Annotated in this window: 23 protein-coding genes; 13 read left to right on the top strand and 10 right to left on the bottom strand. The window is 39.2% G+C overall.

Features of this window, described 5'->3' with window-relative positions:
* Positions 1-19: 19 nt before the first annotated feature.
* Complete coding sequence (locus tag QNI22_RS37125) at positions 20-2,311, top strand: GAF domain-containing protein (RefSeq protein ID WP_314519291.1); 2,292 nt, start codon at positions 20-22, stop codon at positions 2,309-2,311.
* A gap of 62 nt (positions 2,312-2,373) precedes the next feature.
* Here QNI22_RS37125 and QNI22_RS37120 read toward each other — a convergent pair whose 3' ends face one another.
* The 4 genes from QNI22_RS37120 to QNI22_RS37105 form a co-directional block, all read right to left on the bottom strand.
* A complete protein-coding gene (locus tag QNI22_RS37120) occupies positions 2,374-2,988 on the bottom strand; it encodes an NAD(P)H-dependent oxidoreductase (protein ID WP_314519290.1) in 615 nt (204 codons plus the stop codon).
* Between the two features lie 74 nt (positions 2,989-3,062).
* Positions 3,063-3,614, bottom strand: coding sequence for a Crp/Fnr family transcriptional regulator (locus QNI22_RS37115; RefSeq protein WP_314519288.1), 552 nt, complete (start codon positions 3,612-3,614; stop codon positions 3,063-3,065).
* 39 nt (positions 3,615-3,653) lie between these two features.
* Positions 3,654-4,283 (bottom strand): response regulator transcription factor, encoded by a 630-nt coding sequence (locus tag QNI22_RS37110; protein ID WP_314519286.1) that lies wholly within the window; start codon positions 4,281-4,283, stop codon positions 3,654-3,656.
* 60 nt (positions 4,284-4,343) lie between these two features.
* Positions 4,344-6,524, bottom strand: coding sequence for a tetratricopeptide repeat-containing sensor histidine kinase (locus QNI22_RS37105; protein ID WP_314519284.1), 2,181 nt, complete (start codon positions 6,522-6,524; stop codon positions 4,344-4,346).
* 241 nt (positions 6,525-6,765) lie between these two features.
* Between QNI22_RS37105 and QNI22_RS37100 the strand changes: the two genes are divergently transcribed.
* The 7 genes from QNI22_RS37100 (at position 6,766) to QNI22_RS37070 (ending at position 12,913) form a co-directional block, all read left to right on the top strand.
* Entirely contained in the window at positions 6,766-7,350 is a 585-nt protein-coding gene (locus tag QNI22_RS37100) for a hypothetical protein (RefSeq protein ID WP_314519282.1), read from the top strand.
* Between the two features lie 83 nt (positions 7,351-7,433).
* On the top strand, positions 7,434-8,147 hold the full coding sequence (locus tag QNI22_RS37095) for a hypothetical protein (RefSeq protein WP_314519280.1): 714 nt from the start codon (positions 7,434-7,436) through the stop codon (positions 8,145-8,147).
* Between the two features lie 52 nt (positions 8,148-8,199).
* A complete protein-coding gene (locus QNI22_RS37090; protein ID WP_314519278.1) occupies positions 8,200-8,907 on the top strand; it encodes a DUF6683 family protein in 708 nt (235 codons plus the stop codon).
* Positions 8,908-8,969: 62 nt separating this feature from the next.
* The gene (locus tag QNI22_RS37085; protein WP_314519277.1) at positions 8,970-9,770 is read left to right on the top strand and encodes a DUF4344 domain-containing metallopeptidase; all 801 of its coding nucleotides are present in this window, start codon (positions 8,970-8,972) and stop codon (positions 9,768-9,770) included.
* Between the two features lie 184 nt (positions 9,771-9,954).
* Positions 9,955-11,349, top strand: coding sequence for a sensor histidine kinase (locus QNI22_RS37080; RefSeq protein ID WP_314519276.1), 1,395 nt, complete (start codon positions 9,955-9,957; stop codon positions 11,347-11,349).
* Between the two features lie 99 nt (positions 11,350-11,448).
* Positions 11,449-12,069, top strand: a complete 621-nt coding sequence (locus QNI22_RS37075; RefSeq protein ID WP_314519274.1) for a Crp/Fnr family transcriptional regulator — start codon at positions 11,449-11,451, stop codon at positions 12,067-12,069.
* A gap of 91 nt (positions 12,070-12,160) precedes the next feature.
* Entirely contained in the window at positions 12,161-12,913 is a 753-nt protein-coding gene (locus QNI22_RS37070) for an SDR family oxidoreductase (RefSeq protein ID WP_314519273.1), read from the top strand.
* A gap of 75 nt (positions 12,914-12,988) precedes the next feature.
* On the opposite strand, the gene QNI22_RS37065 is transcribed toward QNI22_RS37070, so the two are convergent.
* The 4 genes from QNI22_RS37065 to QNI22_RS37050 all read right to left on the bottom strand — a co-directional run bounded on the left by QNI22_RS37065 (position 12,989) and on the right by QNI22_RS37050 (position 16,832).
* Positions 12,989-13,720: a 3-keto-disaccharide hydrolase gene (locus QNI22_RS37065; RefSeq protein WP_313977586.1), complete on the bottom strand. Its 732-nt coding sequence runs from the start codon at positions 13,718-13,720 to the stop codon at positions 12,989-12,991.
* Between the two features lie 146 nt (positions 13,721-13,866).
* Positions 13,867-15,066 carry an acyltransferase family protein gene (locus QNI22_RS37060; RefSeq protein WP_314519272.1) on the bottom strand — a complete coding sequence of 400 codons (1,200 nt, stop codon included), beginning with the start codon at positions 15,064-15,066 and terminating at the stop codon, positions 13,867-13,869.
* Between the two features lie 126 nt (positions 15,067-15,192).
* A complete protein-coding gene (locus QNI22_RS37055; RefSeq protein ID WP_314519270.1) occupies positions 15,193-15,825 on the bottom strand; it encodes a LysE family translocator in 633 nt (210 codons plus the stop codon).
* Positions 15,826-16,043: 218 nt separating this feature from the next.
* Positions 16,044-16,832, bottom strand: a complete 789-nt coding sequence (locus QNI22_RS37050; protein WP_314519268.1) for a hypothetical protein — start codon at positions 16,830-16,832, stop codon at positions 16,044-16,046.
* 87 nt (positions 16,833-16,919) lie between these two features.
* Between QNI22_RS37050 and QNI22_RS37045 the strand changes: the two genes are divergently transcribed.
* Positions 16,920-17,153, top strand: coding sequence for a hypothetical protein (locus QNI22_RS37045; protein ID WP_314519266.1), 234 nt, complete (start codon positions 16,920-16,922; stop codon positions 17,151-17,153).
* 739 nt (positions 17,154-17,892) lie between these two features.
* On the opposite strand, the gene QNI22_RS37040 is transcribed toward QNI22_RS37045, so the two are convergent.
* Together QNI22_RS37040 and QNI22_RS37035 are read right to left on the bottom strand one after the other, a co-directional pair.
* Positions 17,893-18,291, bottom strand: a complete 399-nt coding sequence (locus QNI22_RS37040; RefSeq protein WP_314519265.1) for a hypothetical protein — start codon at positions 18,289-18,291, stop codon at positions 17,893-17,895.
* Positions 18,292-18,613: 322 nt separating this feature from the next.
* The gene (locus QNI22_RS37035; protein ID WP_314519264.1) at positions 18,614-18,958 is read right to left on the bottom strand and encodes a hypothetical protein; all 345 of its coding nucleotides are present in this window, start codon (positions 18,956-18,958) and stop codon (positions 18,614-18,616) included.
* A 524-nt stretch (positions 18,959-19,482) separates the two neighbouring features.
* Between QNI22_RS37035 and QNI22_RS37030 the strand changes: the two genes are divergently transcribed.
* The 4 genes from QNI22_RS37030 to QNI22_RS37015 all read left to right on the top strand — a co-directional run bounded on the left by QNI22_RS37030 (position 19,483) and on the right by QNI22_RS37015 (position 26,818).
* Entirely contained in the window at positions 19,483-20,067 is a 585-nt protein-coding gene (locus QNI22_RS37030; RefSeq protein WP_314519261.1) for an RNA polymerase sigma factor, read from the top strand.
* 194 nt (positions 20,068-20,261) lie between these two features.
* Positions 20,262-21,230 (top strand): FecR family protein, encoded by a 969-nt coding sequence (locus tag QNI22_RS37025; RefSeq protein WP_314519260.1) that lies wholly within the window; start codon positions 20,262-20,264, stop codon positions 21,228-21,230.
* A gap of 257 nt (positions 21,231-21,487) precedes the next feature.
* Positions 21,488-24,976 carry a SusC/RagA family TonB-linked outer membrane protein gene (locus QNI22_RS37020; RefSeq protein ID WP_314519258.1) on the top strand — a complete coding sequence of 1,163 codons (3,489 nt, stop codon included), beginning with the start codon at positions 21,488-21,490 and terminating at the stop codon, positions 24,974-24,976.
* Positions 24,977-25,048: 72 nt separating this feature from the next.
* Positions 25,049-26,818: a RagB/SusD family nutrient uptake outer membrane protein gene (locus QNI22_RS37015; RefSeq protein WP_314519257.1), complete on the top strand. Its 1,770-nt coding sequence runs from the start codon at positions 25,049-25,051 to the stop codon at positions 26,816-26,818.
* The last annotated feature ends 84 nt before the right edge of the window (positions 26,819-26,902 follow it).

Here is a 26,902-nt window from a genome sequence, read left to right as displayed (position 1 = left end):
GCACTCGCTTTATAAATGTATGACCCTGTACTCATTTATCCGTAATCTAAAACTCTCTCCACAACTATGGTTTGCATTAGTACTGTTCCCTACATTTCTATTGCTTACCTGGTTTGGACTAATCTCTTATAAAGAAGGTATTCTCATAACAGAACATGGAAACTGGCTAATGCTGACGTCCATTCTGTGCCTCATTTTCTATATTGGCATTGCTGCTTTTTACATCAAAAAGATAACTAACAGATTATCAAACACAAAGAAGGCAATTCAAGCACTCTCAGCAGGTGATTTCAACCAGACATTACAGCCTGAAGGCAACAATGAACTGGCAGATATTGAAATAGCTGTAAATACTATTGCCAATCAACTGGCTCAGGCATCTCACTTTACAGAAAACATTGGTAACGGAAATAGTGATGCAGTATTCACTCCTGTGGGACAAAGTGACATTTTGGGCCATAGCTTACTGAAAATGAGAGACAATCTGGCAAGTATGAAGAGAGAGGAACTGAAGCGCAACTGGGCTACAGAGGGGTTAGCGAAATTTGTTGAAATATTACGCATGCATGAAAATATAAAAGATCTTTCCAATGAAATTGTTAAGAATCTTGTTCAAACACTGAATGCAACTCAGGGAGCCCTGTTTTTACTTAATACAGAGAAATCGCAGGAGCCGATTCTTGAGATGACAGGCTGTTATGCCTATAAACGAACCAAGCACCTGACTCACGAAATTGCTGTTGGGCAAGGTCTGGTAGGGCAAACCTATCTGGAAAAGGAAACACTCTATCTGAAAGAAATTCCGGAAGACTTTGTACGTATCACTTCCGGTCTGGGAGATGCCAATCCCAGAAATATCTTACTGGTTCCGCTCAAAGTAAATAATGATACCATAGGTATTGTAGAACTGGCATCCTTCCATGAATTTGAAAAACACGAAATTGCCTTTGTAGAAAAACTGGGAGAAAATATTGCCCATACTGTTATTGCATTTCGCATCAATCAGCACACCAAAGTGCTCCTCAAAGAATCACAGGAACAGGCCGAACGTATGCGGTCACAGGAAGAAGAACTACGTCAAAATCAGGAAGAACTTCAGGCTACTCAGGAAGAAATCAGCAGACGATATAATTCGCTGTTTCAACAACTACACGAACTCAACTATCAATCCAGATTTGAGCAACTGAGATCTATTACCTCCACAAAAAAACGAAACATTGAGTATTACTTTGATATTATCCGGAGCCAAATTCAGACATTTGCCGAAAACAAGATGCTTATCAGTGCTGTAAAGGAATTTAAATCAGCCTTTTACGATATACAGAAAACGGTTTCAGATGCAGAACTGGAACAAATGAAACGAAGTGTAAAGGGGTATTATATAGATGAATTTATTCCCAGACTAAACGACAACACAAGTCAGCAAGCCTTTGCAGGCGAGTATCTCCCCGACCAAAAAACAGCTCTTATCCTGCAATATCACTATATCTCCAATAACACCCATCCTACCGGACAAAAATCGCTACTCGACAATGTAGGAGATAATAGTGAATACAGCCGCATTCATGCCCACTATCATCCGGTTATGCGAAGCTTTCTGGAAAAGTTCGGCTATTATGATATCTTCCTCATTGATCCGGAAACTGGTGATATGCTTTATAGTGTATTCAAAGAAGTGGACTTTGCCACCAGCCTCACCACAGGACTATATCATACTACTAATTTTGGCACAGTCGTTAAAGAGGCAGTTCAAAGTACAGACCGAAACTTTGTAAAGCTGATCGATTTTGAACCATATGACCCCTCCTATAAAGCTCCTGCCTCTTTCATTGCTTGTCCGGTATATGATAATGATCAGAAAGTAGGTATTCTGGTATTTCAAATGCCTATCAACAAAATCAACCAGATTCTGACAGGCGATAATAAATGGAGGGAAGATGGACTGGGTGACAGTGGAGAAACATTTATAGTAGGAAGTGATTATAAGTTACGCTCTATAGTTCGGGAACTGATTGAAAACGAAGCTGAGCACCTGGCGTCCTTAAGGAAAGCTGGCTACAGCGATACGCTTATCCGACAGATACAGAAGTCTAATACCAGCATCTTGCTGGAAGAGATGAAACTGGATTCTGTCACACAAGCCCTACAGGGAAAAACGGGCACTCAGATAGAAACAAATCTCCAACACGAAAAAATGCTCAATGCCTATGCCCCACTGGAAATCCTGGACGTAAACTGGATGATTATGTCTACCATGAAAGAAGAAGAAGCATCTATGCGCATTAATCGATTGAAAGAGAATAATATATAGAGCCTAAGACACACGGCTTTTGAAAGTAATTATAGTAGCCGTGTGTTTCCTGTTGTATTTCTTCACTTCATTCTCTCAAAGTGGCTTTCCAGCTTTGTCAGCCATTTTTTCCGTTTCTGATCCGAGACAAATTTAACCATATTCAGGCTAATCCACTTTCTGTTTTTATACCCTAATTTCCAGAAGGTACCTGTAAAAAATGCATAGCGAATGGCATTGCCAAACAGCAAACGGTATAGAAACGAAGGAGTATTCATAGTGGTAATCAGTGTAATGCCTTTTAGGCGAAGAAATTCTTTTACCATCTTTTTTCCATTGTTTTCATAATGGTAGGCAATACCCGGAAAAATTACCTTATCAATGAATCCTTTGGTCATGGCAGGCATTAACTCCCACCAGATAGGGAAAATGAAAATCAGATGATCGGCCTCCTGTAAACGATCTCTGTATTCAAGTACTTTAGGGTCCAGCAATGTCTGAGAATCCTCGCTGTTGTATTTTGCTTTGACAAATGCTTCCAGATCTTTGGCCCGCATCACAGGATCAAACTCCTCTTTATCCAGATGGATCAGGTCTGTTATGTGTCCGGCTCTGTGAAGTCCTGTTACTACAGATTGTAAGATAGCATTACAGTAGCTTCCTTCATAAGGATGATTAAAAACAATAACGACTTTCATAGTGCTTCTTTTTGGCACAAATGTCGTATGCCTGCTATCCTTTAGACGATAACAATTGTTAAGAAATGACTTTTCTAGATCCGGTTGCGGATACGACTCAAAGAAACAGAAGTAATACCCAAGTAGGAGGCAATGTAGTGTTGAGGTACCCGTTGTATAAGGTGAGGTTGTGTCCGCAATAATTCCAGGTATCGTTCCTTGGGACTGTCTTTGATACGGGACAGAAACAACTTTGAATAGTGTGCCACCCGCTGAAACATATGTTCCTGCACATATTCTTTATAGCCTGGCACACTGGCGAAGATCTCCTCCATGTTGCTTTTTGTAATCATCAGCAATGTGCAGGGCTCAATCGTTTCCATACTAAACAGACTAGGCTGGCCGGACCGGAAACTTTCAAAAGATGAAACACCTTCGTTCTCAAAGAAGAATTGAAAAGTAATATCTTTTCCATGATTGTTAAACCAAAGCCGTATGCATCCCTGTTTGATATAGTATGCTTTACGGGATATATCACCTTCATTCAGCAAAGTAGTCTTTGCTGGTACTGTTATCTCTTCATACAGGTGCCGATGATTTTCCCAGTCTATTTTTATATCCGAAAGATTGTGTGGCGTTTGCAGCATTTTCCAGTAATGTAAGTAACCAAAGATACTGGATACCTACTACAAAACTTTACAATCCACAGCCTTTTTGATAAGAGCAGCCACATTGTTTACTTCAAACTTCTGCATCAGATTGCGGCGATGTGTTTCAACCGTAAGAGGGCTAATAAACAACTTATCGGCGATAGCATTGGTTGTGTGCCCATCAGCCAGCCATTTGAGTATTTCCAGTTCACGCCTAGTAAGTACAGGTATAGTATCCTGCGTATTGGAATAGGCATCCAGCAATACCTTCTGCACTTCCGAACTAAGGAAAACCGTTTTAACAGTTACCTCTTCAATGGCTTTGAGCAGTTCATCTGCCGGGGCATTTTTCAGTAAATATCCACTTGCCCCACTCTGTAACATTTGGGCAATCATACTATGCTCACTGTGATTGCTCAATGCTAGGACTTTCGTTTGCGGATAGGTTTGCTTAATCTGGCGACACAATTCTATTCCACTGATATCAGGCAGGTTAATATCCAGCAGCACTACATCCGCAGGATGTTCGTTCAGATAAGGAAGAACATCCTTTCCATTGATAAAACTATTCAGAATTGTAATTTCCGGCTTGTGCTGTAACAGTGAACGTAACCCTTCCACTACAATAGGATGATCATCCACAATGATAACGGATATCACACTCATTCCAATAATTGATTAGTAAAGAATATAATACAATAATCTAGCTGACAAATCTGCTCTACATCAAACAGGTATCTCTACAGTCACAGTAGTTCCTACACCAGGTTCCGATTGAATTTCCAGTCTTCCATTCAGATACTCTACCCGATTCCTGACATTCGATAAACCTACTCCATTCCCCTTTATGGAAGCTGTGTCAAATCCCTGTCCATCATCTTCAATCGTAATATGGATGCTGCCTTCATTTTGCAAACATTGCACCAGAATCTGCTGGGCATTGGCATGTTTGATGGCATTTGTAATCAATTCCTGAATCACCCGATAAATAGTGAGCTGAATAGACTTAGAAAGATCCGAAGAAAGCCCCATTGTTTGACATCGAATCTGCAACTGGCTATTCTGTAAGCTTTCACAAAGATCCCGCAAAGCTGTTTTCAGTCCAAACTTCACTAAGGTTTCAGGCATCATATTTCGGGCAATCCGTCGTAACTCCTGCATAGAGTTATCAATCTGAACTACCGCAGTCTGTAAATAAACAGCCTGGCCGTTCATAACCTTCTGATTGATTTGTGACAAGTACAGTTTGGTACCAGCCAGCATCCCACCCAATCCATCATGTAAATCACGAGCCAGTCGGGATCGTTCGGTTTCCTGTCCGTTCAGCATGGCTGTATAAATTTCCAGCTGTTTTTGCTGCTGTAACTCTCTCAACTGCTGCGCGGCCAGTTGTTCTTTTTGTTGTGCTATACGTTTCTTACTTTTCTGTGTAGTATACAATAGAAACAGTATGGCACTGACAAGAAAACCAATTCCTAATATGAATAGGATAGTTCGTTCTTTACGATCCAGCTCTGCTTTCTGGTTCTGATTGGTATTCTGAAGTTTATTAATAACCAGTTGATTTACCTGCTCGTCATACTTTTTTTCTAATTCTTTTAACTTTAGTTGTGTTTCATCACTGGCAATGCTATCCCGTAACTGTACAAACTGTGTATAATAGCCTAAGGCTTTTGAATAATTTCCTTCCTGCTGCCAGGCTTTGTATAACAACTCCAGTATAACCGGCTCATATACTCTATCATGTACCTTACGACCCTGTTCCAGGCTAAGCGTTAGTAACCTCAATGCTTCCGGATAGTTTTTTTCATGTAGATAAAACCTCCCCAATGAATAATTATGCAGGTGATAGGAGTCAGAATCCTGAATTTCCTCAATCAATGCTTTGCTTTTCTCCAGATACCATTTGCCTTCTGTTTCGTTGTTCAGGTATAAAGCATACAACTCACCCAGATAGCGATAGGTATATCCCATCTCATCTTTCTGTTTAAAACGAAGGCATATCTTTTCTGCTTCTTTTAATAATTTCAAAGCTTTATCATATTGTTTGTTTTCCATCAGGGCTGCTGCCAGATGACGATAGCTCCGCAATAAAAATGTATTGCTTTCTATCTTGCGGGAATTATCAAATACCTGCTGCGCATACTCAATAGCCTCAGTCGGACGGTGTAGCATCCGGTAACAGAAACTCAAGTTCAGCATGGTATTGGATTGAAGGTATTTTTTCTCCTCATCACTCTTGGTAATCTTTTCTGTCGCAAGCAATGACTGATAGAAGTAGTGGGCAGCTTTCTGAAGATATCCTTCATTCATAAACATATACCCCAGATTATTTAATGTCACATGACATTCATCACATCCATGTGCTGTCTTACGAGTCTCCAATGACAGCATATAATACCTCTCTGCTCCTTTTACATCATGAGTCACCAGATTCAGATAATCAGCTTTTGCCGTATAGTATTTACCATTCAGGTATTTATCTTCAATTTGTTTCCTTTTTAAATACGATTGGGTTGAATCCAGCCATTTATGGGCTTGCTCATATCGATTGGTAATTCGCATGAAAGTGCTATACCACAGATAGCCTTCTACCACAGTAGAATCCTTTCCTGTTTGTAAAGAATGTTCCAGAAAGCGATTCATATATCTATCGGCTGAATCAATACGCAGATTCTGTAATTCCAGAAATCCAATTGTATACTCAAGCTGTATCACACAGGGCACAGGAAAATCTTTCTGATGATTTTCATAAAAGACTTTGATCTGAGGCAGTGTTTCTTTGGTATTGGTCATACCTGCCTGAGCATATTTTTCTACCTCTGCCAGACAGGATAAAGTTTGTCCATAGCCCTTCTGCAGGAAGCAGCAACAGATAGCGAAAACGATATGTACTCCTGATTTCATGGGTTCAAGTTACAGCAATCAAACCAATCTTGTATCGATTTTATACAAAATACTGGAAAACCAGTAGAGAAAAACACAGGTTTTCAGCGATGGTTTTGCATGTGACAATCAAGGAAATTTGTAATCAACAAACGGCATTGGTATTCAGGAGTAAATGACTGTAGTACACAAGCCTCAGAGAGTAGTAAAAAAACATCTCTGCCATTTATAATCATAATACAAACACAATCAGCCAAAACACATGAAAAAATCGCACAAAACGTTGAAAGGCATTTTGATTCTGGGATCTGCTTTCCTGACAAATCTTTGTATAGCTCAAAATATAGCTGCTGACTCTTTACAACCAGCACAGGGAGCCCAAATGACATTGGAATCAACATTGCCAGAAACCGCTTCTACAGAAAAAACACTAACAGCATCTCCAAAGAAAAACGAAACTGTTCCACAAATAGCAATTCCGGAGAATGCCACCAAAAAGCAAGCCCGCAAGCTTGAAAAACTAAATCAGGCACTAGCCAAACAAGCAGAAGCTGCAGAAAATGGCCAGGTAAAAGAACCCACAAAGCTCCAGAAAACAGCAGCAAAAATTGCCATGCGTAAGATAGAGAAGAAGTTACAAAAATCAGGTATCGAAAACCCAGATCAGTTTCTGGAGGCTACAGAAGATCAATCTTCACTTGCTGCTCAGGCTTTGAATAAACTAACACTCATTGGCCTTATTCTGTTGGGGGCAGGTTTTCTCTTCCTGTTTATCATAGCCATTGTAGGATTGTTGTTTATGATTGCCGGATTGGTATGTCTGATCCTTGGCATAGCTGAATCCTGATCTAGGACCTATCCTTATCTCTGACCAACAGGCAGAGATAAGGATTACACTCTGTATGATTTACAAACCCAAACAACATATCTATGAAAACGAAAATCATTTTTCTATTCAGTATGCTATGTATTGGTATACTAGTTAGTTCTGCAGGCTGTCGAAGAGACAGTGAGGTCAACGCATCAGAAACCATTGCAGGTATAAGTAATGTAGATGGTATTTATATACATCTTGAATATGAGGCAGGTGTTGGTGGCGGCATCTATCCTGTCTATAATCCCTATCTGTTCTTTACAGATGGCAGCGTATACAAAAACATGGCTACCAGTCCTGAAAAATTGGATGTAGTACAATCCAAACAACAAGAACCCAAAGAATGGGGAACCTGGAAAAAGTCTGGTAGTACCATTATCCTTGCATGGAATCAAGGAGATTCGGAAACTTGGGATGATAAATCCTGGCACAAAGCACTGCCAGCAGGAAAGAATGAACTGATCACAGGATCATATAATTCAATCAGTGGTGGTGGCAATACGGCATTAGGCGGTGATATTATGATTGTAAATGCGAAGAACCTATCTTTTGATGGTTCCAGATTCACCTATGAGTCCACCAGTGGAGGTGGGAATACCAGTGTGACTGCCTACAGCAATCAAGCCAAAGCAGGAACCTATAAGCTCAATGGATACAGCATTGAGTATACTTTCAATAATGGAACAAAAGAAATAAAGTTCTTTTACTTTTATCCGGATTCCAAAACTGTTTTCGGAGTGGGTGATCGGGTGTATGTACTCGACAAATAATAGTATCACTCTCCTACCACCTTTACATTCCCAACCTCTTTCAACTATTGCTATGAAAAACAAAATCATTGCTCTATGCTTATGCCTGATCACAACCGGGTTGTGTCAGGCTCAATATTTCGGTTCGTCTGAATGGGCTAGTGATATACGTGACTATACCAATATGTCTATGTTTATCCAGACAAATACCATAAACATGCAGCAAATGCAGAAGGCCTATAGTGAAACTGACACCAAATCACAAAAGAAACAAACTGACTTGGCCAATGTAAAACCCGTGCTGTTTCAACCAACTGGCAAGCGTTTGTTTATTGAAATGGTCAAGGCTAAAGCAGGTACCAGCGAAGAACAGAAAAAGGGACTACAGGTATACAGCCAGTTGCTCGAAGTAGGATTAACACAATACGAAAAGATAGCCCGTGAGAAAAAACAAAACCCGGCTAATCTGGGACTTGCAGTAGCTTTTTTCATGGAAACTACTTATGCACTTTCTTCCGGAAAACATCTGGAAGATCAGCAGATACTGGATATGGCAGCTGTCATCAATCAGAGCCTGGCAAAAAACGCACAATTTCAGAAGACATCTAATCAACAACGTCAATTGATCTATGAGGCATTTGTTGGCCCACAACTGGTTAACTATATGCTATATGAACAAGCCAAACAGGATAAGGATGCCAAGACACAGGAACAAATGAAACGACAAGGTCTGGCTTTTTACAAATCCCTTATGGGAACTGAATTTTCGATTCCTCAATAGCCTGTTTCAAAACAGGCTATTGCCCTCCCTTTCTATGCTATGTATATTTTTACTTATCCTCTATGTCATACAAACAACTACAACATGCTGTATGGATCACACTACTGATCTTCAGCCTACAATCCTGTGCACTACTTGAAAAAGATACAGTAGATGCCCGACATAAAATCGTAGTCAGCTATGAAACAGCACAAACCACAACTGGTGATGCCATTTTTCAGATTGTGAAAGAAGGAAAAGATCTTGAAGTATTATCAGATGCGCTGAGTTCACGTATTCGTATGCCTCAGGACTTACCTGTCGTTTTTAAAGATCTCAAGGTGTACAATGCTTATTACAATCCACAGGAGAAGAATATTACCATGGACTATTGGGTAATTGCCTACTTTGCTAATGCACTTTATAATATGACGCCACTAAGCGATGAAGATCTGATCGAAGCGGTTGAGAATATCAGTACATTCATTGCATTACATGAAACCGGACATGCATTCATTGATCTGCTTAGCCTGCCGGCTTTGGGGAATGAGGAACAGGCAGCAGATGAGTTTGCCACCCTTCAGTTACTACAAACGGGACAGGGAGACAAAGCATTGATAGCAGCTATTACTTTTTTCTCTATGTACTATCAGAATCAGAATCAACAACCTGGAACTAATGTAATTCAGTACTCGGATGAGCACCCACTGGATATTCAAAGATATTACAATATTGTTTCCCTGATTTATGGCAGCAATCCGGCTAAATATGAATTTCTGGTAACACAGGGACTCTTACCTGAGGCAAGAGCAAAGCGAAGCGAATATGATTACCAGGAAAAAACCCAACGCTGGAACGAAGCGCTTGCTGACTATATTCGATAAAAGAATGTATTTCACTTAGGATTAAGAGGGAGCTAGTTATATAGCTCCTTTTTTATAACCTTATGAAATAAGCTTAGAATCAGCAATGTAAGAATCAAACTCTTATTACACGATTGAGAGAGTGCTAAATTTTTATTTTTGTTTGACCTGAAAATCAATTTTCTATTTGTTATGTCTTCCTGCTGTGCAAAGCTTTAATTCTTTCGTTCGCTTTTTGGGCCAACGTTCCACCCTATTTTACTGGCTAACAATCTCTTTAGCCTGCTCTACGTTGCTTCTGACAGCATTTATTATCTATTCTTACCGACATAGCAAAAATCTCTACTACGATCTCACATGGGTAGAACATACTTATCAGGTTATCAATACCACTGATCGGCTAGTACAACACATCAATCAATGCGAAGGAAATGTCAGAGGATACGCGCTTACTCACAATAAAGAATTTGTAAGAAATTTTCCTCAATTAGTCTCAACTATTCATTCTGAAACAGATAAACTCCTAAAACTTACAGCAGATAACCCTTCCAGACAAATAGATGCACGGTTACTTGGTAACCTTATTAAACAACGTCTGGGAGTGTTTGATACCTCCATGGCTTATGTAACTGGAAAATTTCACTATCCCAATGCCCAGGCCAGAATTGCCCATCTGGAAAAAGCACGATTAATCATGCAGGGTATCTATCAAACACAGGAGAGAATCCAGAAAAATGAACAGGCCCTGTTAACGATCAGACATAATCGGGCTAAAAATAGCATTGATCGCTCTCAGATTATTATTATTTTATCGGCCCTGGCTAGTATTTGGGTTAGTATTCAGATTGGGATTATTGTCTTTAAATACATTAAAAACCATCAAAAGCTCAATCGTCACCTGAAAGAGCTCAATGAACAAAAAAATCGTTTCTTTTCCATTATCGCTCATGATCTGCGAGGGCCCGTACATTCTGTGCGTATGCTTATTGATATGATGACAAATGAAGATAGACCACTCAGTGAAAAAGAGCAACAGACATTTTTGAAAGCTTCCAAACATACGGTTGATCAAACAGCTCATTTGCTGGATAATCTGCTGGAATGGTCACGAGCCGCTATGCAACACACCCGTTTTGAGCCTCAGAAAGTAAATTTGTATGAGATAACACAACAGGTACTGGAATGGTCTACCCCTCTGGCAGATCAGAAACAGATTATACTTCAAAATGATACGGATTCAAGTGTAAGTTTATATGCAGATGAAGCCATGATCCAGCTTATTGTACGGAATCTGGTATCCAATGCTATGAAATTTACGCTTCCCGGCGGTACAATTCGTATCTATACTATTCAGAAAGAGCACAATATCTCTTTTGCTATTGCAGATACGGGTATTGGTATGACCCCGGATGTTATGAATAAACTATTCCATCTGGATTCGAAACACACCACCCTGGGTACACAGGGAGAAAAAGGCAGTGGCTTGGGACTTTTGCTAACACAACAGTATGTTCAGCAACACAAAGGAACCATCTCTGTTGATAGTGAAGTAGGCAAAGGCAGTGTTTTCACAATTTCTCTGCCCCGAGTTGCAGCCTAGCTGTTCGCTGTAGCCCATAAGGCTAATCCTATTTTCCTGATTACAGTATACTATCAAAGAAATTTGATATACTTGTCCATTTTATTTTCAACTCTTTTGATGAAAATTATACAGATGGATCAAACTACATTGCCAACACTAGATCCCCTGATAGAACATATCCGGAAAAAAGTTTCTCTTAGTTCTGAAGAACTTAGAGAAACACTTTTAAGCTTTAAACTGAAAAAGATCAAAAAACGTCAGTTTATCATTCAGCCTGACTTTGTTGCTACGCATCGCAATTATGTACTCAAAGGAGCATTTCGAGCTTATGTCGTCGACAGCAAAGGTCAGGAATATACTATTCAACTTGCTATTGAAGACTGGTGGATATCTGACTATAATAGTTATATTTTTCAACAACCTGCAACCATGTTTGTCGTTGCACTGGAAGACAGCGAAGTAGCCCAGATTGACTATTCCCGTGAGCAATATTTAAAAAGGTATAGCCCTACATTTGAGACGTTTTTTAGAATAATGGCTGAACGTTCTACCGCCTTTCAGCAACGAAGACTTATTGCCAATCTTACTCAAACAGCAGAAGAAAGATACCATTATTTTTTAGAACAATATCCTCTTCTTGTTCAACGTATACCTCAATATGCTCTTGCTTCCTACCTGGGTATGACAACAGAATTTATCTCCAGGCTCCGCAATCAAAAAAAGAAGTCCAAAAGTTGAACCAGATCAATCATATTTCTTGATCTGGTTCATTTTTCTCCACTAAAAGTACTGGCAACTTTGCAGAGTAAATTTTAAACAAGTAAAGAGTATGTCAGGAAAATTAGAAAACAAGGTAGCCGTTATTACAGGTGGTAGTAGCGGTATTGGATTAGCAACTGCCAAATTATTTGCCCAACAAGGGGCAAAAGTAGCTATAACAGCTCGTAACCGTGAGAATCTCGCAAATGCTGTTAATGAAATCGGGTATGACGCCTTAGGTGTCCAGGGAGATGTCACCACTTTAGCAGATCTGGACCAACTATATACCAGAGTATTTCAGAAATGGGGCAAAATAGATATTCTGGTAGTCAACGCTGCCGTATATGTGTTGGGGCCTTTGTCAGAGTTTACAGAGGAGATGTTTGACAAAGTAAATGACATCAACTTCAAAGGGACATTCTTCACTGTTCAAAAAGCGCTGAAATACTTAAATAATGGAGCTTCTGTTATATTAACATCATCAACTGTTGCAGAAAAAGGAGTTCCTAATCATGCAGCCTATGCAGCATCTAAAGCAGCAGTACGATCTCTTGCCCGAAGCTTTTCGGCTGAACTACTGGACCGAAAAATACGTGTAAATGTCTTAACTCCTGGTCCGATTGATACACCTGTTTTTGAGTCTGTAGCTTCCAGTAAAGAAGAAGCAGAAGCTATGAAAGCAGGTATGGGACAGTTTGCACCTGTTAAACGTGTAGGCATGCCATTGGAAATGGCCAAGGCCTCTCTCTATCTGGCTTCTGATGAGTCAAGCTTTATGATTGGTAGTGAATTACTGATCGATGGAGGTATCCGAACTTTATAATGGATCGGTAAAGCACAGCAGTTCACCTATTTACAACTGCTGTGCTTCCATATCTTTTATGCAGAAATTAAGTGCTTATAGCTCCTTAATTTTAATATTACGAAAAGAGATACCTTTGGACCAATCCTGTAAGGCAATATGTCCTTTGGTAGACTTTCCAAACTCAGGAAAAAATTTAAAGTTACTATTAGCTATCATAGCTTTCCATTCTGCTGAATTCAAATCCTGCTGAGCTGTTAGTGTATCATTCAAATAAAATTCTACTTTGCCATCAACCTGTTTGATTTCTGATCGATTCCATTGTCCGGCAGGCAAAGGGGTTACAGCATTCTTTTGTGGGGCAAAACCATATAAACAGCCCGCTCTCTTCACAGGATTCATGGCATAATCAGGATGGGTATTCTCCAGCAATTGATATTCAGGACCGGAAGACCAGGCAGTGGGCAGACTATCTTTTTCCACCACATTAAAAAATACACCACTATTACCAGCCTCTGATATTTTCCACTCAAACTTCAGATCAAAGTTTTTGAATTCTTTATCAGAGATCAGATCACCGTGTGCTATATCAAAGGTATCAGGTTTACAATACAATTCATCACCCTGTACAATCCAGGCAGAAGGAACCTTTCCTTTGTTATATAAGTGCCATCCATCAGTAGTCTTTCCATCAAACAACACAACCCATCCTTCTTCTTTTTCTTTTCCAGTCAATTGGTTATTGCCTACTTTTTCCTCTGAACAAGATATCATTACAAAAGTGGCAATACTTACATATGCCAGGAGTTTAGTCAGTGTTTTTTTCATACATTCATTAAAATTTCTACAAACAATATGATTGCAATGGTGATAAAATAAAACGGAAAAACAATATTTTTTTCAAAGTAAGTATATTCTGGTATCAATGTATCTACATGAGAGATATTCTACGTACTAACAAATTTATTATCTACTTAGCCATTTTGATTTGAGGTTGGAGGCAAACCGGAAGCATTCGTTATGGCCTTCTTATTTTTCTTCATAAATCGTTCTGTGAGCCATTTTCGCACAGGTATATCATACCATTTTAAACTACTATAAGCAATCAGCAAAGAAGCGACTAATACAAGCAATCCAACAGGCCAGGCTTCTGCCAGAGGTATTTTATCTTCAATAACCCAGCCTGTGAAGATATAGATCAGCGGATAGTGAATAATATAGATTGGATAAGAAATATCTCCCAGAAATCTACCGATACGTAACAAACCTTTTCCTTCAATAGTACCACTGGCACCCATATAGATTATCACAGGGAATACAACTATTACAGAGAGCGAATCATAGATTCCGTTTAGCCACAACCGATCTCCACCCACACGAGGAAAAGCAAGCACAAGGATAAGCAACAGACTACACCAGACAAATGCATTTTTGATGTATCCGGGTTTAGAGACTCTGGCTAACAAGATCCCCGCAAGAAACGGAAAAAGCAGACGTGTAAGACCAATCCGAAATTGTAGCGGGTCTAGTGACCACCCCCCGATGAGATCTCCACTGGGACCTGTAACAGCCCAATGTACCAAAGCAAAACCAGCCAAAGCTACCAGCACAGCAAGAACTGTATTGGAGATTTTTCTCAGCAGGAAAGCATATAAAATATTGGCGATATATTCAAAGAATAGAGACCAGGCAGGGCCATTAAGAGGGTGCATCTCGATCCAGCCTCTGATATCCATTGAGACTGGTAACGGAAATAAGGTAAACCCGATCAGCATAACCAACATAACCCTCCCAAAAGAAACGTCACGGCTCAGAGTATATACTTCCGGAAAAGTATAGGATAGAAATCCAATTACGCCAATGATCATCCCCATAATAATCATTGGATGAAGCCGGATTAGGCGTCGCTTAAAGAAATCTTGCCAGGTCATTGTATTCCATCGGTCGTCGTAGGCGTGTGAAATGACAAAACCTGAGAGCAGAAAGAAGAAATCAACCGCCAGATAGCCATGATTAATGATTTGCTTCCGATGATCTCCGAAAGAGAAGGCTTCAAGGATATGAAATACAACCACCATAATGGCAGCTACACCACGCAGCGCATCCAATATTTCATAATGGCTTTTAGAATCTGAAAAACTAGTGTTTGAAGGAGGTAGAGTATCTGTTTTCATTGATATATCCTGTTAACAATCACTTACATTTTTCTCTGAAACTAGCCGGTCTAACTATCTGGCGCAAACGCTCGACCAGCAGATCTGACTTACAGAGTGTAGCCCATATCTGCTGGTACTAAAACTCTATTTTTCTGTTATGGCAACTTTTATTCCCATACCGAAATACACCATCCCGGATGCTTTGTTCAGGTATTGATTAAATCCAGGATTATTTTTCAGTCTCTGGGAGAATAAAGCAGAAAAAAATGTAAGCGTCAGAAACCACACCATACCCAACAAGGCACAGGTACATCCCAGGATAATAAAAGGAATAGGTGACTCGATATACTCTTTCTTTATAAACTGAGGAAAGAAAGATAGAAAAAACAAGGCAACTTTTGGATTCAGAATATTGGTCATAAACCCCGTCCGAAAGTTTTTCCAGTCGCTTTCCTTGACAGGCTCTTTCTTATCAAAATCTAGTTTCTTATCTCTGGATCGAAGTGCTGAAATCCCAAGAAACAGAAGATAGAGAGCACCTGCATACTTAACAACAGAAAAGGCAAGGGCAGATTGAGCCACAATAAGGGATAAACCTAAGGCAGCAAAAAGTGTATGCAAGAGTACGCCACTGTTAGTGCCAATGGTAGAAAATATGCCGGCCCGTTTGCCCTGACTGATTGATTTGTTTAATATGAAAATGGTATCAATGCCGGGGCTCATGATAAAAATGAGGGCTGTGATACTAAAAACCAGGAAGTTGTCAATTCCAATCATGCTATTAATTTTGATGCTCTGACCTGCATAATGCAGACAATTAGTAAAAGCACAAAGTAAGCATGTTTCCCTTGAAATCGACAAAGATTTCTTTGATCACGCTATATTTTCGTTCACCTGTTTTCAAAAATCATTCATACGCTATGTATCCCGATTTTAGGACTACCCCAGTCGCAAAACCCACAATTATCGTATTAGTTAATGGTATGCTCACGTTTTCATTTATCCTCTGTTTGACTTCTGTCATTAACAGTGATTGTTTCCTTTTCTAGGATAAACTTTCCTTTAACATATTGGAATTGGCCTTGTCTAATTGTGTCTATATCAAGGTCATGGCTATAACCATAATTATTGCCATAGAGATAGGTTAAACGTTTGCTTTTCGGATCATACCGGATATAAGGCCCCTCTTCAAGTTCAACTGTATTTTGCTGGCAAAACTCAAATTTACCTTCTGAATTATTACCTATTGAGTGTGTTAAAATGGAGTCATTTTGAAAAGAGATAACTCTTGCCTGATTGCATACAACACTCATTACAGATGCAGGTCGTCCGTAACTATGTTCCATTATTAAATATTTCTCATCAGGAAGTTTATGTATTGAAGTAATACTAGTGAAATCAGCTTCTTTTATAACCTGCTTACTTTTTAGATTATAATGAATGTATGAACTCCATAAAGGATTGCAATAACCTCCACATGATTCGCCTTCTATAACATAGATTTTAAAAGTACTGTCAGGAGCATAAAATACTTCTCCACTGGATAGGATGATTCTCATTTCCTGTAAAATACTATCCATCTCAGATTCTGTTACCAGGGAATCATCTTCCATATATTCTCTTATTAGTTCTAGTCTATATTTAGCTACTATAAGTGAATCAGAATTTTGATTCAATGCAACATTGGATTGAGAGGTATGCGAGGACATATCACTTTTATGAGATGCACAGGAGTACACCAAGCTCAAAAATAGCAGTGCAAATAGTAGTATAGGTATTTTCATAGACTTGTATCCTTAACATTATCAGCCTCTTCTCTGAGATTAAGAACAAACCAAACAGTAACAGGTAAAAACGAAAAAATAAGAAGTATGAACAAAAACGATCTGGAAGTACACTTTGCAATCTCCCAAAAAGTCAACAAGATATATGCTACAAACAAAAGAGCAACCGGAGCACCAATTATAAGTGACCCCAAATCATTTAATCTGGATAGAGAACCTCTAAAAAGAAATAATATACAACCTGCCAAAATATTTGCTACTATCAAAATACTTATTCTCTTTGAGGTTGACTCTGGATTTACATATATACAGGTAACATAAACTGTTAATATCAAAGAATAAAAACCAAGCGCTTCTATAAACTTTCCATACTTAGATACCTCATCTGCAAATCAATACATCAACGATATCACAGAATGTAGTAAAACAATAATTCTGAAAAAGCTGGTATTTTTTAGCAAGTGAAAAAAAGACATTGTCTGAGGAGAGAAATTTAAACCAAGTAATTTATCTATGGGTAAACCGGAATAGCTCAACCTTCAAACAGATAATACAAAAAAGCGGATGCGGATATGTAAGCCAAAAGAACCGTCACTAATATTATAGATTCTCCACTATTCAGTCCGATATAAAATTTACTTATTACGAGACATAAAAACAGTATAGGTTGACTAAATAATACTATTGATCTGCATCTATCCGGATTGCTTAGTATCCATATAACAAACACAGATATACATGTTACTATAGATATAACACAATACGTATAGGTAGTTGCAATAGGCACTAAAATCCATTCTTTCCCATCATTTCGGATTGCTTTAAAATATAAGAGTTGGTAAAGCATGGTTAGAAAATAGCTGAGTACTATAAATACGAATCCAGCAAAAAGGGCCTTTTTTAGGGTATTTAATGAAATTTTATGTCTCATTCTCCTATCAGAAATTCAATAAATACCAGAACTCATAGATTCTTATATAGCTAAATCAATCAGCTATAGCTAAATCAATCAGCGTTTTCTCAAAGCCCACCTAATATATTAGAAACTAATTTTATTGTCTTAGATAGAGAGAATAATTATAGCTAAGGTAACTGTTAGAAAAAAGAATGTAAATACATTAATCTGATTGGATTTGAGCTGTTCAATTTCAGTACGCAAATCCGGATCTTTCATTAAATCTAAATCTTCTTTTGAAAAACCTGTTAAATCTATTTTCTGTAACCTATCTGAACGCAACAAATCCCCAATCCCCATCTGGTATTTTTTGTATAAATCAGGATAGTGGTCTCGAATCTGTATAGTAAGCCTCTGTTGGACAAATCCTATAACTATTACAGCATATATGAACGAAGTAAATGCATAAATATAAACTAATATATAATTCTTTGTAAATGCTATCCATACTAATAACAGAACAGAAAGTATACGATAGATCTTACTATGATCTAGATTTTTCATCGAGAAAAGTTTTTTATTCTTTAAGGTCTTTTAAGATTTCATTATTCTCATTTAACTATTTAGTAATGTCCTGTTTTAATACTTTCCTAAAAGAGTGAGATGGTCTACTTTAGTGAGATAAATCACTTACAAATGAAATAATAGCGGTATGAGGCGGTTTAGCAAAGTGAGACAGAAAACTTGCTTAATTTAGTAAGTATGAACGTTAAATTACTCTATATCTGAATCAATCAGCTTTTTCTTTCATCGTTGGTCTGGTCCTATATCTACCCAGAGGGTATGAAAATCTTTACTATTATTTGTATTTATGATTCAATTAAATCTAATTTTTTATTGTTACCTGAACAGAAGTAACTCTCTTGGTCTCTACACTAAATACTACGATAAAAGCAGAACCTGTATCAATGTATTTTTTACAATTCTGTTTAGGAACATATACATATCCACGGGGCAAGTTGTCACTATAAAATTCATAGTGATAAAGATATGCCATACATTCTTCACATGGTTCCTTCATACAGAAGTAGTCAGGTAATCCCAAATATTTTTCAACCTCCTCAATAGTCTTACCATATAAATCGTAGATGATCTGTGTATGTGTTACTATATTGTATTTATATCCATATTTACCTAGCGTATCTTGCTTCCATAACTTTGGAGAGAACACAGTAGTATCATGTATACCTCTTATATGTTTTTGAGCAAAGCAAATACTTGAAACAAGAAAAAAGAAACACAAAAAGAGGAATAACTTAGATCTCATAAACATCTACTTTCTAAAGCATTAGAAACTAATTAGAATGAAGTACTTATTTGTTATTGTCTTCAGGATCTATTGGATTCAACAAGTGCCATACTTCGTCTTTAACAATCTTGTCTTGTGTTTCTAAAACAGCTTCTTTTTCTCTGCTTCACCGAAACTAATTACATCTTTGTCATTCCACATAAACCGATACAATATCCTCAAAAAACAAGAAACTCAAACCTATTCACTTGCCAGTTCAAGTATAGACATGTAATTTTCAACTACTAAAATGAGGTGCATTTTCGGAAGGATTAAAAAACCAATGACTCATTACACTTCTCTGTATAGTACAATATGTTTCCTAAGCTTTTTTTTCATTTAACACTGGCTTAATAAGCTTGTCTTTTCAGAAATCTACTTTTGCAGAAAGAATTTTTACACAAGCTATGTCTTATCTTTCTGCTGACGAAGAAGAGCTCTTACGGGAATTACGAGCCGGAAACGAAAAAGCGTTTAACGAGATATACGACCGCTATTGGAAAAACCTATACTTGTTTGCCCGTAATAAACTACGGTCTGAAGATGAAGCACTGGATATCACACAGGATATCTTTGTAAAGCTTTGGACCAAAAGAGATACGTTGCTTATTACTACTTCTCTTTCCGGTTATCTGTTCAAAAGTCTGAAAAATAAAATACTGGATCATATAGCTGCTACCTATACACGGGAAGATTATCTGGCGTCACTGAAAAACACAACTCTCCCTTTTCGGGAATCAACTGCCGAAAAAATAGCTGAAAGTGAAATCTATTCTTTGCTGGATACATCCCTGGCCAGTATGCCCTCCCGTATGAAAGAGATATTTGAACTGAGCCGACGTCAGGATCAATCCATTGCCGAAATCTCGGAACAACTGGACTTGTCTCAGCAGACTGTAAAAAATCAACTTACAGGTGCCTTAAGAAGACTTCGCTTAAGTCTGAGTGATTATATTGTATCTATTCTTCTATTCTGTATCTGGATTTCCTAAGTATCAGATAACCTGACAATATACTATTCCTCCTTACTCCTACTCCTATAGCCTGTATTTGAGGGCTATATTTGTTTCATTTTACCTATTTTAATTTTTTTCAAAAAAATCTTCATTTCGCATAGTACCATTTGGATTCTCGCCCGTCACCTCATTGTAAACGCTCTATTCTCTGACATTACATTACCATCACAGTGACTCCTGAAGAACTAAAAAATCTGATTACGAAATACAAACTTGACCAATGCACAGACGAGGAAAAAGAATGGGTAGAACATTGGCTTGATTCGCTGCATACACAGTCAGAAGATTTATCAGCAACCAAAGAAGTACGAATCAAAGCCAGCCTTCAGGAGCGAATTGATACAGCCATTAAAGAAGAAGAGAATATTATTGCGTTACCTGTCAGACAATTTCCCGTATGGCGAGTTGCCTCTGTTATTTTACTGGTAGCCCTGGCTGCTGGAGTAGGGATATGGATCGGCAAAGGTCATTTTCTGAAAACTTCTGTTGCATATATGGAGATATACAATCCTCCGGGCCGTCAGAAGGTGATTCAGCTATCAGATAAGTCACTGGTGTATATGAATGCTGATACCCGAATCAAAGCACCCAAGTCCTTTTCAGGAAATATTCGGCAGGTCTATCTAGAGGGAGAAGCGTTTTTTGAAGTAACCAAAGACCCTAAAAAGCCTTTTGTAATCACTTCTGGAAAAATCAACACACGAGTCCTGGGTACCAGCTTTAATGTAAAGGCCTACAAAGATGAGCCACAGGTTGAGGTTGCGGTACGTACCGGAAAGGTACAGGTTGGAGATAGTATACAAACCGTATTCTTGACACCGAATCAGAAAGCCAGTTATTCGATAAAAGAGCAACTGTTGACTCAGACCAATGTAACACAGTTGGAAAATTATACAGCCTGGATGGAGGGTAATCTGGTATTTGAAGACAAAACCCTGCCTGAAATTATTCAGATCCTGAACCGGAAATACAATGTAACGATACAGTTGGAGAATAAGGAACTGAGTCAGTGTAAACTAAATGCCCGGTTTAAAAACGAGCCGTTACCCCGAATCGTGGAGAAGATATGTCTGTATCTGGGGGCTCGATACAAGAAAGTCGGAAATCAGATTATCATCAAAGGAAACACCTGTCAATAATGCATATACACTAAACCACTGTTAAACCAACAATCGTATTGCCTATGTAACAGTCAAACTCTACGTCTACACCTATTCCGGATAAAAACCGAAGATGTTGCGAGCATCTCCGGTCTGACTGTCCCCGGTTTTTATGTATTCCTTAGTTCACATCAAAGAAATAACCAAGAGACCTTTCGTATTCAGTTTAACCTGAAAACAAACCCAAAAATATGAAAAAATCCCAAAAACGAGGGTTCGTATCTTTCATATATTTTATGAGATACGCAGCTCTGTTTGCCTTGCTTTTGCAGTTTACCACCACTACCTCCTATGCCAAAGCTACTAGTCAGAACATATTGGATAATACTATTTCAATTTCTTTAAAAAATGTAACACTTCGCCAGAGCCTGACCATACTCAGCGAAAAAGCGAACTGTGAGTTTATTTATTCTCCCAGTCTGCTGCCTGCTGACAAAAAAGTATCTGTCACCTACGAGAACCGGAAACTCCGCACTATTCTGGATGATTTGCTCAAGCCTTATTATGTTATCTACGAATCTTCGGACTCATATATCTTTATCAAAGAAAAACCAAAAAGTACAGGCACTTCTGCCAATAAACCTCAAAATACTGTTACAGGAAAAGTAACCGATGAAAAAGGCCAGCCATTACCTGGTGTAAGTGTTAGCGTCAAAGGCACTACTACAGGCAGCATCAGTGATGCACAAGGGAATTACAGTGTCACTGTTTCTGATGAGAATGGTATTCTGGTATTCTCTTTCATAGGCTATAACACAGAAGAAGTTCCTGTAGGCAGCAAAACTGTGATCAATGTAGCTATGGTACCTAATGTTCAGTCGCTGGAAAATGTGGTGGTAGTGGGTTATAGTTCTATCAAGAAACGAGACCTGACAGGCTCTGTAGAACAGGTAGATGGTAAAGTACTGGAAAATCGCTCAGTATCTAACGTTGCACAAGGGTTACAAGGGGTTATTCCTAACCTGAACATTATCCCACAGGATGGTAAGCCAATTCAATCACCCACCTTCAATGTGCGTGGTACAACTTCCATCGGTCAAGGTGGTAGTGCGTTAGTATTAGTAGATGGTGTAGAAGGTGATCCAAGCCGGCTTAACCCCAATGACATTGCCAGTGTTACTGTATTGAAAGATGCGGCCTCTTGTGCTATTTATGGAGCACGTGGTGCATTTGGTGTAGTTCTTTTCACCACCAAAAAAGCCAATAAGGAACGTACCAGTATCAACTATTCTGTCAATCATGCATTCAGATCGCCTACTACAGTGCCTGATCTGGTTACAGATGGCTATCAGTTTGCCAAGCTGTTTAATGAAGCCTGGTCAGCCTGGAATGATTACTCTCAGACTCCCCAGAATATTAACAAAACAGTAAAGTTCTCACAGGATTATCTAGCACAGTTAGAGAGACATTCCAAAGATCCCAGTCTTCCTCAGGTGGAGGTAAACTCAAATGGAGAATACGTCTACTATGCCAATACAGACTGGTACAAAGAACTTTATAAAAAACATACAACCTCTACCGAGCATAACATTTCTTTCTCTGGTGGTAATGATAAAAGTGACTTCTACGTATCCGGACGTGCTTATACACAAGATGGATTGTTCCGTTACAACTCGGATGATTACAAAATGTATAACCTCCGTGCCAAAGGATCACTACAGTTAACTCCTTGGCTGGAAGCAACTAACAATGTTGATTATTCATTTATCAAGTACCACAACCCGTTGAATGTAGGTGAAGGTGGCAGTATCTGGCGGAACATTTCAGACGAAGGTCATAACATGGCTCCTATGTTTAACCCGGATGGTACCCTCACCTACTCGGCAGCTTATACAGTGGGAGATTTTGTATATGGAAAAAACGGGATTGACATGAATCGAACCGTAATCCGAAATACAACCAGCTTAAGCAGTCACTTCTTTGAGAACAAGTTACGCATCAAGGGTGATTTTACCTTCCAGAATACCGACAATGATGAGAATCGCAGACGAGTACAAGTTCCTTACAGCCGCAAACCTGGGGTAATTGAGTATGTGGGAACTAACTACAATGACATGCAGGTCCTGCAACGCAATACCAAATACATGGCTACCAATATTTACAGCGAGTATGAGAACTTCTTTGGTAATCATTATTTCAAAGCTTTGGCAGGATTTAACTATGAACAATCTACTTACAAACGCATTGAAGTAGTACGTAATGGATTAATCTCTCCGGATGCTACAGATATTAACCTGGGTCTGGGACAATCCATCACTACTTCAGGTGGATATGAACAGTGGGCCATTGTAGGAGGATTTTATCGATTAAATTATGGATTCAAGGATAAGTACCTGGTAGAATTTAATGGCCGCTATGATGGTTCGTCCAAATTTCCTTCCAGTCAGCGGTATGCATTCTTCCCATCTGTTTCCGCAGGATGGCGGGTAAGTAAAGAATCGTTCTGGACAATTCCTGAAAGAATTATTTCGGATCTAAAAATTCGTGCTTCGTATGGATCACTAGGTAATGGAAGTATTGGTTCATATGCTTTCCAAGAGAAGTTTGGTATTTCTCAGTCAGGTCGTATCTTAAATGGAGTAAAACCTCAGAAAACTAATCAGCCTAGTGTGCTTCCGGATGGACTAACCTGGGAAACCTCTACTACTCAGAATCTGGGTGTCAATCTGGGTTTATTGTCCAATCGTCTGAATCTGACAGGAGATGCTTACATCCGTAAAACTACCGATATGTTTACTGTTGGTATGACACTGCCTGCTGTATTTGGAACAGATGTCCCAAAAGGCAACTATGCGGATCTGAAAACAACCGGATGGGAAGCCTCTTTGGCCTGGAGCGATCAGTTTAAAGTTCGGAATAAACCGTTTGGATATAACATCCGATTTGTAATTGCAGATTATACCAGTAAGGTCACCAAATACAACAACCCCAACAAAAGGCTGACAGATTACTACACAGGTCAAACAGTAGGTGAGATCTGGGGATTTGTAACAGATGGATTCTTTAACTCACAGGAAGAGATCAATAACTCGCCTAAACAAACCTTGTACAAAGCATCTACCAGTGGTCAGCTTCTGCCTGGAGACATTAAGTTTGCAGATCTGAATGGTGATAATGTAATCAATAATGGTGACAATACAGTTGACAAACCAGGTGACCGCAAAGTGATAGGAAATGCAACACCACGCTATACCTATGGGATCAATCTGGGCGCTGACTGGAATGGTTTCTTCCTATCTGCTTTCTTTCAAGGTGTGGGTAAACAAGATTGGTATCCGGGTACTGAAGCCGCAATCTTCTGGGGACAATATAACAGACCTTACAATAAAATACCTAAATCTCAGCTGAATGAAATCTGGTCAGAAGAGAATCCCAATACATACTTCCCACGGTTAAGAGGATACTCAGCACAAAATGGTTCGGGTGAGTTAACACAGGCACAAACCAAGTACCTGCAAAATGTAGCCTATGTACGCCTTAAAAACCTTCAGATAGGATACAACTTCCCTCAGCAACTGGTAAAAAGAGCATACATGAGCAATGCACGGATTTATCTATCTGCAGAGAATATCTGGTCATGGTCTCCATTGTATAAGATTACCAGAGATATCGATGTGGAAAGTATCAATGGATCTGACCGTGTATTGACTGATGGAACTAGTGGAAATGGCAATAACTATCCGATCCTGAAAAGTATGTCGATGGGATTGTCTGTTACCTTCTAAAGAGAGAAACAGGTGAATAGCCTCGGTTATGGATTTACCCTATTAAAAACTGTTTATTAATTCTTTGTATTCATGAAAAAATATTTGATACTACTTCTTGGTCTGACTATCCTTTTTTCAGCTTGCGAAAAACTGGATCAGGTACCAGAAGATACAGCCACCAGAGACGCTATTTTTGGAAACGAAACAGGCTTGTCCCTGTATACTAATTCATTTTACGAGATCATTCCTTCAGCCAGTTCTATTCATCAGAGTGATGCAATGGCTGACTATGCAGCACGCACACAGGTACCTGATTTCTTACGGGAAGGTGCATTTGGCCCCAGACAAAGTTCCGGATGGGATTGGTCACAACTTCGCAATATTAACTATTTCATTGAAAACTGTACAGACCCACGCGTATCCGAAACCGTCAGACGCAATTACATTGGAATAGCTCGTTTTTTCAGAGCGTTTTTTTACTTTGAAAAAGTAAAACGTTTTGGTGATGTACCTTGGATCAATAAAACCTTTGAGGTAAATGATCCTGACTTGTTCAAAGGCCGTGATTCCCGTACATTGGTAATGGATTCAGTACTGGCTGATCTTGACTATGCAGCAGCCAATATCACAGCCGCCAACGATAACTCACGTAGTCTGATCTCCAAAAATGTTGCCTATGCATTCAAGTCTCGCGTGTGTTTGTTTGAAGGAACCTATCGCAAATACCATGATGAATTGAATCTGGGATCTACCGCTGAAAAATGGCTGACAGAAGCAGTAAATGCAGCAGAGAAAGTAATAAACACGGGAGGCTACTCGCTTTACAATGGTCTTGGCACAGATAAATCGTACCGTCAGCTGTTTACAAGCACTACGCCTGTCACATCAGAAGTGTTGCTTTCTGTTGTAATGGATGCCAACCTGAGTGTATTCAATGATGCCAACTGGTGGTGGACCAGCGCTACTTATGGATCTCGTGTAAGCTTTATCCGTACGTTTGTTAATACCTATCTTTCTATTGATGGCACTCCCTTTACATCCAAGCCAGGGTATGAAACCATGACGTTTATGGAAGAGGTAAAGAACAGAGACAAACGCCTGCAACAAACCATCCGTATGGGCGATTACAAACGAGTAAATGGGGGTTCTACTGAACCTGCTCCTCCTGTATTTTCCTATACCTATACAGGCTATCAACCAATCAAGTGGACACTGGATGATGTGTATTATGATGGAGGAAACCGCAATATCAACTCTATCTGTGTGATTCGTTTGGCAGAGGTGTTATTAAACTATGCAGAAGCTAAAGCTGAACTTGGTACCTTTGCAGGTGACGACTGGACTAAAACAGTAGGTGCACTACGTACTCGTGCAGGCATTGCCAATGCCAATACATTGCCAACAGTAGTAGACCCTTACATGCAGACAAATTACTTCCCTGCTATAACTGATCCGGTTTTAATGGAAATCCGTAGAGAAAGAGGAATTGAACTGGCACTGGAAGGTTTCCGCTTTTATGACATTGTACGCTGGAAACGGGGTGAACTGATGGAACAGACCTGGAATGGTTTCTATGTACCTGCGTTGAATCAGCCTATGGATCTGAATGAAGATGGTATTCTGGATGTATGCTTCTACAAAGAGAAACCAGCCACACAGATTGCAGGCGTTACCTATGTGAATGTAGCAGAGACGATCAGCAATGGACCCAATCCACAACGTCTCTCCCATGACACCTATGGCGAACTTACCTGGCTGGCGAATGTGCCTCGCAAATGGGAAACAAAACACTACCTGTATCCTATTCCTGAAAATGACCGGCTTCTGAATCCTGCTCTGAGTCAGAATCCAGGCTGGTAATAACTCACGAACCAATCCGTCCGTCACTGATACGCAGATGGACGGATTTTTTCTTATTGCAGATCAGTACTCCATCTTTTCACT

Origin of the sequence: Xanthocytophaga agilis (genome assembly GCF_030068605.1) — a bacterium.
GTDB lineage: Bacteria > Bacteroidota > Bacteroidia > Cytophagales > 172606-1 > Xanthocytophaga > Xanthocytophaga agilis.
The sequence above is the reverse complement of the archived record's forward strand: the minus strand, read 5'-3'. Positions and strand labels throughout refer to the sequence as shown.